The 16,443-nt window shown below is 58.9% G+C and carries 9 protein-coding genes and 3 pseudogenes; 4 read left to right on the forward strand and 8 right to left on the reverse strand.

Translation table 11 applies throughout. From position 1 onward, the window contains the following. Nucleotides 1-53: 53 nt before the first annotated feature. On the reverse strand, nucleotides 54-5,549 hold the full coding sequence (locus ACGHN1_RS02180; protein ID WP_390547949.1) for a Zn-binding domain-containing protein: 5,496 nt from the start codon (nucleotides 5,547-5,549) through the stop codon (nucleotides 54-56). Here ACGHN1_RS02180 and ACGHN1_RS02185 point away from each other — a divergent pair. Next, nucleotides 5,532-5,744 (forward strand): annotated as a pseudogene (locus ACGHN1_RS02185) (hypothetical protein); the annotation flags it as partial. The gene ACGHN1_RS02180 and the pseudogene ACGHN1_RS02185 overlap by 18 nt on opposite strands. Next, a pseudogene (locus ACGHN1_RS02190) lies at nucleotides 5,743-6,219 on the forward strand (integrase core domain-containing protein); the annotation flags it as partial. The pseudogenes ACGHN1_RS02185 and ACGHN1_RS02190, both read left to right, overlap by 2 nt. 138 nt (nucleotides 6,220-6,357) lie before the next feature. Here the strand turns inward: ACGHN1_RS02190 and ACGHN1_RS02195 are convergent. The 3 genes from ACGHN1_RS02195 to ACGHN1_RS02205 all read right to left on the reverse strand — a co-directional run bounded on the left by ACGHN1_RS02195 (nucleotide 6,358) and on the right by ACGHN1_RS02205 (nucleotide 9,023). Continuing rightward, nucleotides 6,358-7,944, reverse strand: coding sequence for an AarF/ABC1/UbiB kinase family protein (locus tag ACGHN1_RS02195; RefSeq protein ID WP_006834199.1), 1,587 nt, complete (start codon nucleotides 7,942-7,944; stop codon nucleotides 6,358-6,360). Beyond that, entirely contained in the window at nucleotides 7,941-8,507 is a 567-nt protein-coding gene (locus ACGHN1_RS02200) for a MarR family winged helix-turn-helix transcriptional regulator (RefSeq protein ID WP_390547951.1), read from the reverse strand. Before ACGHN1_RS02200 ends, ACGHN1_RS02195 begins: the two co-directional genes overlap by 4 nt. Nucleotides 8,508-8,837: 330 nt before the next feature. Then, nucleotides 8,838-9,023 (reverse strand): MarR family transcriptional regulator, encoded by a 186-nt coding sequence (locus ACGHN1_RS02205; protein ID WP_390547953.1) that lies wholly within the window; start codon nucleotides 9,021-9,023, stop codon nucleotides 8,838-8,840. A 263-nt stretch (nucleotides 9,024-9,286) separates the two neighbouring features. Between ACGHN1_RS02205 and ACGHN1_RS02210 the strand changes: the two genes are divergently transcribed. Both ACGHN1_RS02210 and ACGHN1_RS02215 read left to right on the forward strand, forming a co-directional pair. Continuing rightward, a complete protein-coding gene (locus ACGHN1_RS02210) occupies nucleotides 9,287-10,174 on the forward strand; it encodes an alpha/beta fold hydrolase (protein ID WP_006834196.1) in 888 nt (295 codons plus the stop codon). Then, nucleotides 10,171-10,584, forward strand: coding sequence for a hotdog fold thioesterase (locus tag ACGHN1_RS02215; RefSeq protein WP_006834195.1), 414 nt, complete (start codon nucleotides 10,171-10,173; stop codon nucleotides 10,582-10,584). The genes ACGHN1_RS02210 and ACGHN1_RS02215 overlap by 4 nt, the downstream gene beginning before the upstream one ends. A gap of 156 nt (nucleotides 10,585-10,740) precedes the next feature. On the opposite strand, the pseudogene ACGHN1_RS02220 reads toward ACGHN1_RS02215, so the two are convergent. The 4 genes and pseudogenes from ACGHN1_RS02220 to ACGHN1_RS02235 form a co-directional block, all read right to left on the reverse strand. Continuing rightward, nucleotides 10,741-10,920: pseudogene (locus ACGHN1_RS02220) on the reverse strand (IS3 family transposase); the annotation flags it as partial. A gap of 311 nt (nucleotides 10,921-11,231) precedes the next feature. Then, nucleotides 11,232-13,964: a TonB-dependent receptor gene (locus ACGHN1_RS02225; protein ID WP_067506369.1), complete on the reverse strand. Its 2,733-nt coding sequence runs from the start codon at nucleotides 13,962-13,964 to the stop codon at nucleotides 11,232-11,234. A gap of 166 nt (nucleotides 13,965-14,130) precedes the next feature. Then, complete coding sequence (locus ACGHN1_RS02230) at nucleotides 14,131-15,201, reverse strand: acyl-CoA dehydrogenase family protein (protein WP_067506366.1); 1,071 nt, start codon at nucleotides 15,199-15,201, stop codon at nucleotides 14,131-14,133. Nucleotides 15,202-15,219: 18 nt separating this feature from the next. Further along, entirely contained in the window at nucleotides 15,220-16,431 is a 1,212-nt protein-coding gene (locus ACGHN1_RS02235) for an acyl-CoA dehydrogenase family protein (protein WP_063511641.1), read from the reverse strand. Between the last annotated feature and the right edge of the window lie 12 nt (nucleotides 16,432-16,443).

Consider the following 16,443-nt stretch of genomic DNA (forward strand, 5'->3'; position numbering starts at 1 on the left):
CCGAATTCCACACTCCAAGAATATCAAACGCAGCAAGGCTGCGAGCCGGCGCATCAAACCTTCTTAACAGCAAAATAGCTTTCCCCAACGCCGGCGACCGCAGTCGATGCGCGCAAGAGCTCACTCGCCTGCGCCACAGGTGCCGAACGAAAGTCATGCCGCGGCGGGCTGCCGGCTATGCGCCAGTATCCAAAACCCTGGTCGAGCAGCACGAGCACCTTCTGACCATCGGCGTATTCAAGCTCGAGCTTGCGGCCATGGTCCGAGTTTTCCGTGACCCGCAGATCGACATCGAGGCCAAATTTTTCGCCCAATAGCTCGGCTACTTCCGCTCGGTCATCCTCATAAGTCCAATCGTGTTTGATCTGATAAGGACTACGATCATTCTTTAGTGGCTGAACCAGGATATCGACTTCAACCGAGCGATCCGCCTTCAAGTCAGTGGATAGAGCTTCGCACGTCCGCAGGAAGAGGAGCATGGTCAGCGGAGAGTTCAGGTAGCGGTCGGCGTAGGTGATCCGCACAAGACTGCCAGGTCTCCAAACACCAGCCGCTTCCATCTGCTGCTTCAGTTTCGAGCCAAAGCGTTTGCCAAATTGGCCAACCGGGCATTGCCCGAAACCTTGCATCAGCTCGACCTGATCCCCAACCGCAACCTGTCGCTCCAGATCTTCAGGATTGATCGGGCTGTAGGCGGTGGGGCCGCTGAGAGTGCCAGCAACAACCGCATGCGTTTCACCCATGCCCCAGCGCTCACCCGGCTGCGTCGCAGACATATCGCGGGAGAAGAACCCTGTGGCGCGATCAGTCGAGATCAATTCGGCCAGGCGCTTGCTCTCAAAGGGGGCGTCTTCTCCTTTACCCAGGGCCAACGAAAATTCGAAACGCACCGAGGCATCGCGCAAAAAGCGCCGTTCGACCTCTTCGAGCTTATCAAAGGAACTCGGATCAAGCACGAGAGTCACCGGAACGCCGCGGGCCGAGGCGGCAGAAAAGAAGGTGCGCATCTTAGTCGAAGTCAGCTCTGCAAGATCGAACACGGTGGGCAACAGGACCGAAATGCTGTCTCCGCTTCGCGCTCTCAAAAGGAGTGTGTTTGCCGCGTCATTGATTGCCCTGGCATCGGGGACCGCACGATCTTCCTGCGGCAGTTCAGCATTCGTCTCAAGAAATGCTTGAACCGCGAGGAGAGCAGACCGCCGGTCGAGACGTCCCTGTTGCTTGTAGAGATCGGCAGCCAGGACGCAGGCCGAACACCCCATCTCGCATTCTTTGGGGCAATCGAGGACGCGAGCCGCTCGTTCGAAGACATGATAGATGTCGTCGAGAAGTCTCGGAGCGTATCCGGCACCTCCAGATGCCTCATCGAAGATGTAGACCGACGGCACTCTGCGACCGAGCTTGCCGTCTCGAGCTGCCACAGAAATTCCAAGCTCGCGCGGCTCGATTCCAAGCCAGCGTGCAAGACTTTCGCGCAACGCTGCGCCAAGCGCCCAAGCTGCGCCGTCACTTTCCAGCCCAGGCAATTGCAGCTCCACCACGTCAGTTAGAACTTCATGGCCCAGCGCTAGAGCGCTCGTGATCGCATAACCTTCGTCATTGCCCGGGCAGCGATCTGTCGCCTTTCGGTCCCTCGGCGTGAGCGGACGATGGTCTTTGAGAGCGTCGGTCCCAGCGTCCCCGGCCCGCCCACACTCTAGGCAAATCTCGTAGCCATTGTCATTGGGTCCGCGAGAGTGATGGTAGATGTAACCTTCATGCGATGCCCGGATCCGACCGGTTTCAGGCTGCAGCATGGGTTGCCACAGGGCACCACCGACACTGACCTTCGGGGACTTGGGTTCGATGTAGACAGCCTGATCGGTGTCGGCATGCGGCTGCGCGTTCCAGTCGACCCGGAACCCAGCCGGTTCAAGAAACTGCTCGATGCTAATGCTTCGTTCGCCGCAATGGGCGCACTGGTCTGGCATCTGGTGATCGCTGCCCGCCCCACCACAATGGTCGCACCACCAGGCCCAACGAAGGTTCTGTGGCTCACGCTGGCCACTGTCGATCGGGCTCAACCAATTGAGGGTGACCCCGGCCGATTTCCAAACCAGCCCGTCTACGACGACCTCTGCCCCCGGGGCATATTCCCGAATGGCGATATCGGCGTTGCGCGTCGGGCATTCATAGCGCCGATCACGTGCGCCTTCCTCTTCCGAACGATTGCGCTCCTGCGCCTTCTGCGTCTCGGCACAGAGGGTATCAAACGGGACAACTGATGTCGGAAAACCGCTTCCAGGGATAAGCGAGCGATTGGCAAGCTCCTTCAAGAGGAACTCCTTGCACAATCGCCGTGCCTGAAACTCGATGGCCTTCTTTGCCGGCCCTTCGAGCGCGTCCGAGTCTTCCTTTAGGCGCTGCCATGTACGACGGAAATTCGCAGCTTCCTGCCCAAACATCTCCGCCGTATGCCCCCGGATTTCGCTGTCGTATTCGAGACCTGTTCCCCTGAGGAGCCGCAGTAGACCCTCTTCGGTTGCGGAAGCCGTAGTTGGTAGATCGAGCCATTCGCAAAAGGCATCCACGGGAGCGAGACCTTCGAAAGGACGAAGGTCAGCGCGACAGCCGAAGAAATCCCCGGTCTTGGTCCGGGCAAACTCCCCCTCAACCTCGCGAAACCATTGGGCGAGCAGATAGGCGTTCGCATGACGCTGTGCGATCCGATCTGAATCAAGCGATACGCGCGGCGAGGCGAGTTTACGACGCAAATAGCCCGCAGGATCGGCAAACGTTTCAAGATCGAGCGGTGTATTGCGGGCAATTGTGAGACTTGTCGAAAAGCCCTGTCCGCGGCGCCCCGCGCGACCGGCCCGCTGATTATAGTTGGCGATTGAGGGTGGAACGTTGGTCATCAGCACGGCTTCGATCGAACCGATGTCGACACCCATTTCCATCGTGGTCGAGCAGGCGAGCAGGTTGATATCGCCTTCCTTGAACTGCTCCTCGAACTCCCGCAGTCGGTGCGGGGGCTGCTGGGCACTGTGTTCCTCGGCCCGCAGGTAAGGCGTGGCGAGCGCGGCCTGATCGTGCCAGTTCATCCAGATGCCAGCCTCGCGAAGGGCCGCGACTTCTTCGTTGGTCTGGAGCCAGGCTGCGATTTCCTTTTGGCCATCCACTGCGAGAGGCCTTGTTCTTGGGAGACGCGGAAACTCGATTCCACGCGCCGGCTTGTTAGCGAACATCTTGCCAGCACTTACCAGGTTGGGCGACCTGCCAAAGACCAGGCGGGGCAGGACACGCCGGGTCAAGGGGCATTGCCAAGCCTTGCCAACCGCTTCGACCTCGGCGGTTTTCTCCAATCGCAGGCTGAATGTGCCACCAACACCCGACAGAAGGGGAGCAAGCTGATTCCAGGCGGCATGCATGACCTGATTGATTTCATGGCGGTCGCGCTGAGACGTAAGGTCAAGGTTCAGAGCTGACGCCAAGAGAAGAATGGAGTCTGGCTGACGTCCCTTGGTATTGACCAAGGGCCAAGAGACATCACGCTTGGCGCCAGGGGGCTGGTCGGGCCCGATCACATTGCGAGGCCGCGCGCGCCCAGGCATCCAACGCGCATCACCATCGTCCACTTCAAGGGCAAACTGGCCGCGAAGATAGTCGACCATGTAGTAGAGGAAGCCGCGCCAATCTTCGATCGAATAGCCCTTCTGGCCGACAAGCTCAGGTAGCCTATCCGGGCCAATCCGCTCGATATCCGGGAAACGGAGCCGTGCCAGGCCAAGCGTCTCCATCGCATTGGCATTGCGCGGACGACGGGCAAGTTCGCGCAAGAGCATGAAGCGGGCCAGCGCTTCCCGGTTATCGTGAAAACGTTCGCTGCGATCGAGGTCCCAGACCTGGGCCATCATGCCGATGGCTGGCTCAGAAGCGAGCCCGGATACGAGGTCCTTCCAGGATATTCCGGTTGCCGCGCCGCCCGCGAGCTCCGCGTCAATCTTGGCGATATCATCCTTGAACGCAGGCATGTCTGCCACGAGGTTCGCTAGAGCAGCTTTCTTTTTGAGCAGCTCTTCCCTGCGCTCTTCGGTCAGGTCGCTACCCTGGGCAGCCTTCTGAACGGCATGATAGATAAAGGCGCGGACAAAGGCCCGCTCTCCGTTGGTTTCAATATTGGCGGCAAAGCGAGCTGTTCCTTGCCTGCTGTCCGAAAAGCTGATCAGCTGACGGCCATCGAACGGCAGGGCGTGCTCCGCCTGATGTGGCGAAACACCCTCAAGGAGGATCGGTGCCGCATTCTGGGTGAGGAATGGTGTACCAAAGCGAAAGGGAAAGACCGCCGGTCGCCCGCGCCGCTTGTTTCCGAGACAGGCCGGGCAACGTCCTTCGTCCAGCTGGGTCAGATGAAAATGCCCCGCCTCGCCAGTGAACTCGCCACTGGATACATCGAAAGCGGTCGCGGTCGCTTCGGATTTCGGGTTGATAGCAATCAGACGCGGATGGCCGATCCCCTCGTGCTCATCTTCATCTTCGTCATCATCATGATCACGGTCACGATAGCTATCTTCGCGAAACTCATCTGCATCATGATCACTTCGCCGCGGTACGATCCTGTCGCCCATGTCATCGGCCGGGAGGAAGGGCTCACCACAATCGAGGCAGTTCTGAATTTCGAACACCATCGACTGACAATGGGGGCATTGGTCCCGATGGTCGAAGAGCACAGCGCCAAATGGCCAATCCTTGGGCCGCATCTCACCCGGGCAATCGACATTGATGCAGGTCCAGAGCCCAGCAACTGCCCGCGTGAAGCTGTGGGCTCGCATCGGCAGGACAGGCTTCGCTTCGCTGGCATTATGGGCTGACAGATCGAGCAAAATCCTTTCGGCGTCCGGCGAGAGTGCTTTAAGTGAGGCCAGAGTCTGAGGCTCGCCTTCCAGCCTCTCGGCAACCGACGAAGCTGCCGGATCATCGGACGCTGTCAGGACCTTCGAGAGGTCGACCGGCTGAGGCTTTCCCACAACGACATGCGCCCGCTCAAGCGGAACGCCAGCAATGTCGGCAAGGAATCTCTGAAGGTCTTCGCGGGCCTTCTGGTCGTCAGCAGAGCCGATGGTGGCCGACGTCGCAACGAACCGGACCTGATCGGGCGTCACATCGAACGCGTTCATTACCCGGCGAAGCAGGAGCGAGAGCTCCGCCGCTGCCGAACCTATGTAACTGTGCGCTTCGTCGATAACTATCCAGCGCAGCTTGCCTTTTGATGCGTCTAGGATCGGACGATCCTCGCGCCGGATCGTCATGTATTCGAGCATCGTCTGGTTGGTAACGAGGATCGGTGGTGGGTTGGCTCGGAGGGTTTCGCGGTAAAGAACCTGATGCGGGATCTCGTGCTCGGCCTTGTCGCGATTGGACTTCCGCGCCGTTCCCATCAATCCGTTGTAGAGGGCAAAGCGGACATCGCCGCGGAGCGGCTTGGTCCAGGCTGTAAGGCGCTTCTCCTGGCTCGCGATGAGTGCATTGAGAGGGTAGAGCATCAAGGCCCGAAGCCAATGCAGGGACATGGCCTCATGCAGGCTATTGCTAGGGTCAACAGGGTGTTCCGCGACAAAGAAGCAGGGCTCGTTGTTGACTACATCGGCATCGCTCAGAATTTGAAAGCGGCGCTCGGTGTCTACTCGCCCTCGGATCGCGAACAGACCGGTATTGACGAAAAACTCGCGGTTCGAGTGATGCTTGAGAAGTTCGATGTCGTGCAGCCGCCAGTGCCTGGCGATCCATGTCCAGCGCAAGCTCAAGAGCGATGATGTCCTGGCCGTGCTGACCGAGCTGTTCCAACGCCATGGTCCGCCTGATCACATCCGTAGCGATAATGGCGCTGAGTTCACTTCTCATGCCGTGCGCGACTGGCTCTGGCGGATTGGTGTGAAGACTCTCTACATCGAACCCGGATCACCATGGGAGAATGGCTACAACGAATCCTTCAACGGCAAGCTCAGGGATGAGCTTCTCAACGGGGAGATCTTCTACACTCTGAAGGAGGCAATCATCCTGATCGAGCGCTGGCGTATCCACTACAACACCGTCCGGCCACACTCTTCGCTGGGCTACCAGCCGCCGGCCCCACAAACGATCTTGCCTCGTCCTGCCATGCTGCCTTACGCTGCGCTCCAGGCCGCCCAGCAGGGCGACCCCAACCGCCGGAACTCTAACTTAACCGGTGGACCACCCTGATGGGGCAGGTCAGCAGCATGGTGGCGGCAGGCACCGCTTCGGCAGGTTTCTGTTCGGTCATTTCCACTCTTCTCCCTTGATGTAGCCAATATCGGTGCCGGGCGGCCGTGGTCTAAGCGTTCATTGTGTGTGGTCTTATCAGTTCCATCTAGGAATGAGTGCTATTCCCGCGAAAGCCAGAACAATTCCTGCCAGTAACAACGATTGGTCGGCCAGCAATGCGGCAGAGATGATCAACGCTGCCACCACCGGACCCTTGACGGGGGTGCTGCGGTCCTCTTCCCGCGTCAGATGGTTCAGACTGGCTGGGTCGATGGATACCTGAATCGTACCTGATCGAGCGACCGAGGCAACGTTATCGATTAGCTCGGGCAGCGATGCCGAGAAATCAAGCAGGCCACTGCGGACCTTGGCCAAATGATCCCGCGCGGCTCCGATCGAAAATCGCTCGGCAAACAATTGCATCACGATCGGCTTCGTTTCTTCGGCGATATTGTAGTCCGGCGCCAAAGAGCGAACGAAGCCCTCTGCGGTCAGCAGGGTGCGCAGCAAAATAGCGAGGTCGGGCGGCAATACGAGGCGATAATCGCGCAACAATCCGAAAACCCGATCGAAAATTGCCGCGAATTCTATCCCGGCAAGAGCTGTGCCGCTAAATTCCGCGATCAGCTCATCCAGGTCCATCACCAATTGCGCGCGATCCACGAGTGGATTGCCTGCCCAGTCGAGCAGCAGATCGGCCACCTTGTCTATCTGTCCGTTCGCGATAGCGAAAATCAGTCGGACGATTTCCTGACGCCGCGCGCCGCTGAGAAAGCCGACCGAGCCGAAATCGATGAAGCCTACCTGGTTCCCTTCCATCCAGAAGACGTTGCCGGGATGCGGGTCGCCATGAAACTCTCCATTGAGAAGGATCATCCGTAGCACTGCATCGGCATAGCGCTTCGCGAACTGGGCATTCCCTGCCGGATCAGTTGCCGGGTGCCGCGACGCGGGCTTTCCGCCCAGGGCTTCCTGCACATTGATCGTCAAGCCTGTGAGTTCCCAGTGGATCGCGGGCGTCTTCACCCCAAGCATCTCCAGATAACCGCCAATCCTTTCACAGGCACGTGCTTCCGCCGCCAGGTCCATCTCCCGCGCTAAATTCTTGGCGAATGTCTGAAGGAATTCCACGGGTCGATAGCGGGCAATGTCGCTTGACCGACGCTCGGCGAGGCCCGCGAGCCGTGTCAACAGCCTCATGTCCGCCTCGATCCTGGACGCCATGCCGGGTCGGCGGATTTTCACGATAGTCTCGCTTCCGTCCAGCAGGGTTGCGACATAAGTCTGCGCGATAGAGGCTGAGGCGATCGGGTTTCTCTCGAAAGCGGCGAATTCACGTTCCCAGTCGCTGCCCCAAGCCGATACAATCACCGGTTCGATCTTATCGAACGGCAGCGGTTCCACCTGGTCGTGGAGAGTGCCGAACGCGGAAATCCAGGGTTGTGTAAACAGATCGCTTCTGGTCGCCAGGAGCTGGCCAAGCTTTATTCCGACAGGGCCGACATCGCGCAACAGCGCCACCACCGATGCAGGACGCAAGTCCTCGGTATCTGGCTCATTCTCCGAAACCGGCATAAAGCCAAGCAAGCTTCCGAGATTTTTCAGACCGTGCCGGGCGAAAATCTGACCGAGTTCTGCTAGCCGCGTCAGTTCACCGACACTGTTTTCCAGATCATGCTTCATCGGCTTTCTTCGCAAGTGTCAGCCTGCTTCTGATTCTCCGCAACTTTTCGAAGCATCGTACGCAGGAGGTCGATTTGAGGCGCAGACATTCCCTTCCAGAGAATTTCGTGGAGTCGATCAGCCGCTTCGCGCAGTTCCGGCCAGATGGTTCCTACTTGCTCGGTGAGGTGGAGGTTCCAAACCCTTCGATCGTGCGCCGCCCGCTCTCGCTCGATCAAACCTTTTTCAACCAAAACTGCGACAGCCTGTCCTATCGTCGCCGATTCAAGCTCGAGCAGGCGAGAAATCTCGGTCTGTGTTAGCGTAGGTTCTCGCAACAAGGACGCGATGATCCGCCATTGTGTTTGATTGAGGTCGAGCCCCACGATCAGAGCGTCGAAGGTCCGCCGAGCGGTCCTGTTCACCTCTTCTAGCAAATAAAGGATGTCATCCTTTTCGTTGGGGGCGTAATCACGTATCTCATCTTTCGGCATATGCTTATCCATAGCGCTATCTTGGAAGGCTCGCGCATGCCTGGCGTGTTCAAGCTCAGCGTCAACCATATTCGCTAGCAGTGCCGCCATGCAAACACTCGCTGATTTCACGCTACAGCAGAAACTGAATCCGATGGTCGCTCAAGCTGATAAGGAACCGAACGGCGCTGGGTGAGTGCGGGGGCTCCGGCCACCTCGCCTGCCACGACTGCCGGGATGTTATGATCGCATGCGCTCGGCGTCCCTCATCTGAGCATCAGACCCCCTGAAGGGCAAACGCGGGCGTGAACGCGGGGCATGGGCTCGATTTCGAGTGATTATGGCTCGCTGCCCAGATTGTCATGCATCCTAGCCAGCGATCCGCGTAAGCGCTCCAGTTCCCCAAAACGGATCCCCCCGAGCAAGCGAGCATACATTGCATCAGCTTCTACTCGCATCTTGGGAAGTAGCTCGATTGCGGCAGGGCGTAAATGAACCCGCCAAACGCGCCTGTCGTTCTTCGCGCCTGCGTCTTTCCACCAGCTCAAGTTCTTCCAGGCTATCAATAGTCTGGCCGATGCTAGCGCGCTCTAGCTTCAGTTCCCGAGCCAGCTCTGTCTGGGTCATGCCTGGGCTCCGAAAGATAAGCCAATATACTCCATTGCGTCCGCGTGAGCCCGAATTGTTCAACCGAAGAATCGGCGGTCCTGCGCAAACGCCGGGTCACTTCCTCCATAAGAAAGAACAGCCGATCGGTATCGGTGAGGGAACTTGCCCCCCTTTGTATCCGCGTCATAGCCCGTCATGGCAGCCATCTAGGGCAACCTACCATAGCGGATCAGGAAATAAAGCCGTTTACTGTAAATCGATTTACAATATGAGGTTGCGGTATGCAGTCGCAAACTTTCCATATCGGGGGAAATGGTGGCATCTCCATAGCAGCCGAAGCGACCGGAAATGCCGATGCTTTACCGGTCTTGCTCGCGCATGGGGGCGGCCAGACCCGTCACGCATGGAAACGTGTCACAGCCGATCTCGCCAATGCGGGATTTCGTCCGATCGCAATTGATATGCGCGGTCATGGCGACAGCGAATGGTCTGCCGAGGGCGCTTACGAAACGCGCGACTTCGCTTCAGATCTCGTTGCGATCGCTTCAAAAATGGACCGCAAGCCAGCGCTCGTCGGGGCCTCCCTTGGCGGGTTGGCCGGACTGATCGCCGAAGGACACCTTGCGCCGGGCCGCTTCGCGTCGCTCACTCTCGTCGACATCGCGCCGCGTATGGAGACGGGGGGCGTTATGCGCGTAGTCGGCTTTATGGAGGAGCACGTGGAGACCGGTTTCTCTTCACCGGACGAAGCGGCAGAGGTCATCGCGCGCTACATGCCACATCGCCGCAAGCGCGGAGCCGGCAAGGGCTTACGGCGCTATCTGCGAGAGAAGGAAGACGGCCGCTACTACTGGCATTGGGATCCGGCCTTTATCCGCAACATCACACTAGCCAAGCGAAGCGATCCGGCTCATCAGGAACGCCAGTTTGATGCGCTGAACGATGCAGCCAGCAGGCTTTCGCTGCCATTGCATATTATTCGCGGCGGATCGAGCGATCTGGTTTCCGAAGACGCGGTCGCGCAATTGCTCGAACTTGTTCCACACGCTGAATACACCGACATCGCAGAGGCAACACATATGGTGGTTGGCGATGCCAACGATGCCTTTTCGGCAGCGATACTCGATTTTCTCAAGCGTAATCACAGTCCGCAGGGAGCCGTTACATGACCGATAATCTGACAAGGATCGATCCTAAGCGCCTCGAAGAGATCCTGCAGATTGCCCCGTTTCACCGGTGGCTTGGCCTCACTTTACGGTCATGCTCGAACGAGCAGCTTGAACTGGAGATGCCTTGGCGCGACGAGATCGTGTCAAACCCGGCAATCGGTTCAGCGCATGGCGGCGTGCTCGCCTCTCTGATCGATTTAACCGGGCTCTACACCTTATTGTCGCAAGGTACAGGGGCCAAGGCGACCGCCGATCTGAGGGTCGACTACCACCGCCCGGCAACCTCGGGACCACTCGTAGCATCGGGCAAAATAATCAAGATCGGTAAAAATATCTCGGTCGCTGAAACACGTGTATACGGTCCTACTGGCAACCTTTTGGCTAGCGGCCGCGGTGCCTACGTATGCTAACAGCGTTATCCTAATGGAACTAACTGCAGGGCGAAAATTAGCAGGTCTGTTCCTCGAAGACCTGCAAAATAGTCCCACGACTTTCAGAGCGAATTGCGTCGCGATAGCCGCCTTCCAATGAGTGACGTGACCCCCTGATCTTCCCCCCAGCCGGGATTAGAGCCGAGCTGCGTTGATGCGTATGAGCGCGGTTGAAGCAATGGGCTGCGCAGCGGAGCCCGTAGGGCGTGGCGAAGCAGGCCATTGCTTATCTAGTTCGGCGGCGAACGCCGCCGGTGTCGCGTAGCCAAGGGATGAGGGCGGTCTCTCTCGGTTGTAGTCTTCCACCTGACCTGCCCCATCAGGGTGGTCCACCGGTTAAGTTAGAGTTCCGGCGGTTGGGGTCGCCCTGCTGGGCGGCCTGGAGCGCAGCGTAAGGCAGCATGGCAGGACGAGGCAAGATTGTTTGTGGGGCCGGCGGCTGGTAGCCCAGCGAAGAGGGATTCCTGCAGCGAACACCGCTGCCGGCCTCTCCCTATCACATCATCGACGATATTGAGCACACGGAACTTTTGTTCGGACGCCACCTAGTCGTGAGCAAATAAAAGTTCGAAAAAGAGGGCTCGACACAGCGAAGCGCCGAACCCTCTTGCAATTAGCGAGTAAGTTTAAAACTTGCCGCGCACGGTGATGCCGTAAGTCCGGGGTTCCGCAAGAAAAGCGGAGAACGTTTGTTGCGGAGCCACGAAAGGCGTGTTGAAGGCCACCTGCGTATACCCAACGTCAAACAAATTATTGACCCATCCCTCGATCGCGAAGCGATCCGCAATATTGGTCAGACCCACACGCCCGTTCACTACGACGAAGCTGTCCTGTTCCTTGCCGAAGAGCAGGTCGGAGCCGGTGTTGTAATCACCAGCCATACGAGCGTTCACGAAGACCAGGCCTTCGAGCCCACTGTCGCCGATTGGCGGCGTCCACGTAAGCGACGATGTTGCCACGATCTCTGGTGCATTCGACAGGTTGTCGCCTGGCAGCAAGCGTAGTGCGGGGTCGAGCGGTGCCCCGGTATCGTCCCCGATAAGATTGTCTTCAAAGCTCGTATCAGAATAGGTGACGCCAAGGGTAATATCCAAATCACGAGCGGGCCGTAGATAGGTTTCGATCTCGACACCTTGAGCGATCAGACCTGGTGCAACTTCATCGGAAGAGCATGCACCGGTTGTCGCGCTTGCGTCTCTGTCGGCCCCGCCGAGATCGCTATCGCAACTATTGACCGTCTGCACAATGTAGAACGCCCCATTGAACGTGTTCAACTGGAAGTTACTGAACTCTTGCCGGAAGCCTGCAATGCTAACCCCGAACTCGCGTGTCGAGTATTTGAGGCCGATCTCATATGCATCGACTGTTTCTTCATCGAACTGCAGCGCGGCTGCCGAGATATTGGCCGGATCGAACGCAAGCGGATTTGACAGTGCAGACCTGTCGAGGTTGAAACCGCCCGCCTTGTAGCCGCGTGAATACGAACCGTAGACTAGCAGATCGGGAGTTGGCTTCCAGCTCAGGATAGCCGTGCCGGTAAACTCCTCTTCTTCGCGCGAGTCTTCGAGAGAAACTCCATCGAGCTCCGATGTCGAATTGCCTTGGCAGGAAAGGCTGATGATACCACCGGCCAGAGGTGCCAAAGTCGGAACACCCAGAAAGCCTCCGAGCAGATTGCGGTTTGTCGGACAAACCGTGTTGTCGTTGCGGAAAGTTGCGTCGAAGTCCTTGGTTTCGTTTGTATAACGAAGCCCCAGCGTCAAATCGAGCGTATCCGTGATCGCAAAGATATTATGCGTGAAGAACGCGAAGTTCTCACTCGTCTGATTGTAGACCTCGCTGACCGTTCCCAAATCGCTGATGCTTGCAAGGTTGTTGATACCTGCGAGGATCGCCGGGGTTGCAGCGCCGAATGCCGGGCTTCCGGTCAGCGTACCGTCCAATGCCGCCACGTTGGCACCCAGGCAATTGGAAGCCCCCGGATTGACCAAAGCCGGGTTGATCGCGATAGCGATGCGGCACGCTACGAAATTGCCGTACTGGGTGCCGAACCGCAGATTGTCACGCACCTGCAGTTCTTCATTGGCGTAATACGCGCCGATCAACCAATCGAGTTTGCCATCGAAGGCCTCACCGGTAAGGCGCAGTTCCTGAGTGAATGTTTCAAAGTCTCGAGCAAGAGCATTCTCGGTCGGAGCGCGGTAGAGAATATCGACAGTAGTGTAATCGGTGTCAGATCCCTGGCTGTTGGCATATTCACGGTAGCCCGTGATAGACGTCAACGTGACGTTCCCGAAATCCCAATTGATCTCAGCCGAAATACCGTAGTCTTCGGTTTCGCCTTCATAGCTTCTGCCCGGCGTAGGGTACAGGTCGCGGTTGAATGTATCCTGGGTGAGGGCACGCGGATCCTGCCCAAGCGCAAGCAACACGGGAACGATCGGATTTGCGGTACTCGTCAGGGCGGCCCCATCCGATGGCCTCGTAAAGGGATCAAATCCAGCGCTGATCCGTGCAAGCGGAGCAAACTCGGGCTGGACGAACGTCGCGGCACAGCACGCTTCGTCCTTTTTGGAATAATCCCCGACAAGGCGAATGGACAGGTCGTCATTGGGTTCGAACAGGAGCTGACCGCGGACCAGATAACGATCGCGATTGTTGATCGTCCCGCCGTTGGTAATATCGTTGTAGAAGCCGTCGCGCTCAAAGTAAACGCCGTCCACACGCGCAGCTACGGTGTCGCCAAGCGGAGCGTTTATGCCACCTTCGACGCGGATCGCATCATAGTTGCCATAAGTGAAGGCCCCGTATGCGCTGAAATCGAACTCGGGCGGTGCGGTGTAGATATTGATCAGGCCTGCCGATGAGTTCCGCCCGCCCAGAGTACCTTGGGGACCGCGAAGGATTTCGACCCTGTCGATAGGGCCGAGCTCACTCAGGGCGCTTCCCGAACGAGAGCGATAGACTCCATCGACAAAAACCGCGACCGAACTTTCCAGACCAGGGTTGTCGCCGACCGTGCCGATACCGCGAATACGCGCGGAACCGTTAGCTTCGTTGCCGGTGGAAGACACCAGCAGGGACGGTGCAACCTGGTTCAGCTCACGTATGTCGCTGGCGCCCGAATTCTGGAGGGTTTCTCCGGAAACAGCTGACACGGCGACTGGAACATCCGCCAAGACCTGCGATCGCCCTTGCGCGGTAACAATGATTACGTTTTGGTCTTCGACATCGGCCCCTTCAACCAGATCCGCATCGGGTTCGCCAACATCCTGGGCGAAGGCGGCTGTCGGTGTGAAGGCAAGTGCCGCTGCCAATGCACCAAGGGCGCAATGGTGGCGTGATGGAAATCTTTTCATGTGCCTCTCCTCTAAGAATGTGCCCCATCCTAGGCACTAGTCGATGTTAGAAACGATGCCGATAAGCGCGTTTCATTTCAAGACTTGGTAGATGAATTGACGGATTATTTCACATTGTCGACAAGCATGTGGCAAAAATGCCATGCAGGTCACTACATGCAGGTTTCTAGTAGCCAGAAAGCTTGGAAAATCGGTCCTTTAACCAGCTCGACGAACCGAAGCTCTGCTCCAGCACGCGGGCGCGCTTGAGATAGAAGCCGACGTCGTACTCATCGGTCATGCCGATCCCGCCGTGCAGCTGGATGCCCTCGTTTGCCATGGTGTGCATAACGCGGTTGGCTTCCGTCTTGGCGATGGTCGCCGCGCGCGCCACGCCGAAGCCGGCATCGACGGCTTGCAGGCCCGCCTCGACCGCGCTGCGCATCTGGGCGAGATCGGCGAAGAGGTCCGCCATGCGGTGTTGCAGCGCCTGTAAGCTCGCCAGCACCTGGTTGAACTGCACGCGCTGCTTCAGATAGTCGAGCGTGTCGTCGAACACCTGCTGCGCCATGCCGAGCATTTCGGCTGCGGTGAGCACGCGCGCGCGGTCGAGCACGTCATCGAGCAGGCTGTCGCCGCCATTGGCGAGCTTCTCCGCCGCCGCGCCGTCGAAGGTGACGTCGGCATGGCTGCGCTGGTCGGTCAGCTTGCGGGTGGTGAGCGCGACGCCGTCGCCTTTCTCGACCAGGTAAAGCCCGTCCTTCGCCGCGACGACGAACAGGTCCGCACCATGCGCTTCATGGACGAAGGCCTTGGTGCCGCTCAGCTTGCCGTCGGACACACTGGTCTCGATCTTCGCAGGATCGTGGCTCGGCCCTTCGTCGACGGCGAGGGTGGCGATGGCCTCGCCGCTCGCCAGCCTGGGCAGCCACCTGGCCTTCTGCTCGTCGCTGCCGCCAAGAACGATCGCCGAGGCGGCGACGGTGTTCATCACCAGCGGGCTGGCGGTGAGCGTCTTGCCGAGTTCCTCGACGACGAGGCCCGCGGACAGGAAGCCGAAGTCCGACCCGCCATGCTCTTCGGGGATGATGACCCCGGCCCAGCCCATCTGCGCCATCGTCGCATAGGCGTCGCGGTTGAAGGCTTCGGGCTCGCCGCTGGCGCGGACCTTGCGGAATTCGGTGACCGGGCTTTCGTTGACGGTCCATTCGCGCGCCATGTCGCGCAGCATTTCCTGTTCTTCGTTGAGAACGGCCATTGTCCTTGCTCCCCTCTCTTACTGGTGGTCGAGCATGCCGAGCACGCGCTTGGCGATGATGTTGTTCTGGATTTCGGTCGAGCCGCCATAGATGGTGGTCGCCTTGCCGAAGAGCCACGCGCGCACGGCCTCCAGCTCGCCGTCCGAAAAGCCGTCGCCTTCCCAGCCGAGGCCCTGCAACCCGCGGATTTCGATCAGCAATTCGCTGCGTTCCTGGCTCAGCTTGGTGCCGAGCTTCTTGAGCACAGAGCTGATTTCGGAGACGCCGCCAGCTGCCTTGCTCTCTTCCATCGCGCGGCGCGCGGTGAGCAGGAAGCTGTTCCAGCGGATTTCGAAATCAGCGATCTTGTCGCGCAGCACCGCATCGGCGAGTTCGCCGTCGGCGCCCGTCGGCTGGTACTTCTTGGCGATATCGCCAAGGCTCTGGCCCATGAGACGGGCGAGGCTGCCGCCGCCCGAGATATTGGTGCGCTCGTGCTGCAGCAGGCGCTTGCCGATGGTCCAGCCCTGGCCTTCCTCGCCGACGAGGTTTTCCTTGGGCACCTTCACGTCGGTGAAAAAGGTTTCGCAGAACGGGCTGGTCCCGCTGATCATGGTGATCGGGCGAACTTCGACACCGGGCTTGTCCATGTCGATCAGCATGAAGCTGATGCCCTTGTGCTTGTCGCTCTTGTCGGTTCGCACAATTGCAAAGCACTTGTCGGCCCATTGGCCGCCGCTGGTCCAGGTCTTCTGGCCGTTGACGAGGTAGTGGTCCCCCTTGTCCTCGGCAAAGGTCTGGAGGTTGGCAAGGTCGGAGCCGGCATTGGGTTCCGAATAGCCCTGGCACCAGCGGATCTCGCCGCGGGTGATCGGCGGGATGTGTTCCTTTTTCTGCGCCTCGTTCCCGTATTCGAGCAGCGTCGGCCCGAACATCATGACGCCCATGCCGCCGATCGGGTTGTAGGCACCCGCCTTGGCGAATTCCTGGTCGATGATCTTGGCCTGCGCCTTGGTGAGGCCGCCGCCGCCGTATTCCTTCGGCCAGGTGGGGGTGCCCCAGCCGCGCGCGCCCACGGCTTCGCGCCACTTGGTCTGCGCCGGCGTTTCATTGGTGGGGCCGTCCACGCCGGCCAGCGCGTTCGACTGGCCCTTGAGTTCGGCGGGAAAATTGTCCGCCAGAAACTGCTGCACTTCCGCGCGGAAGGCGTCTTCGTCGGTCTGGGTTGCGGGCTCGATTTGTGTGGCCATGGGTGTTTTCTC

The sequence above is a fragment of the Qipengyuania sp. MTN3-11 genome, from assembly GCF_042851825.1.
Taxonomy (GTDB): domain Bacteria; phylum Pseudomonadota; class Alphaproteobacteria; order Sphingomonadales; family Sphingomonadaceae; genus Qipengyuania.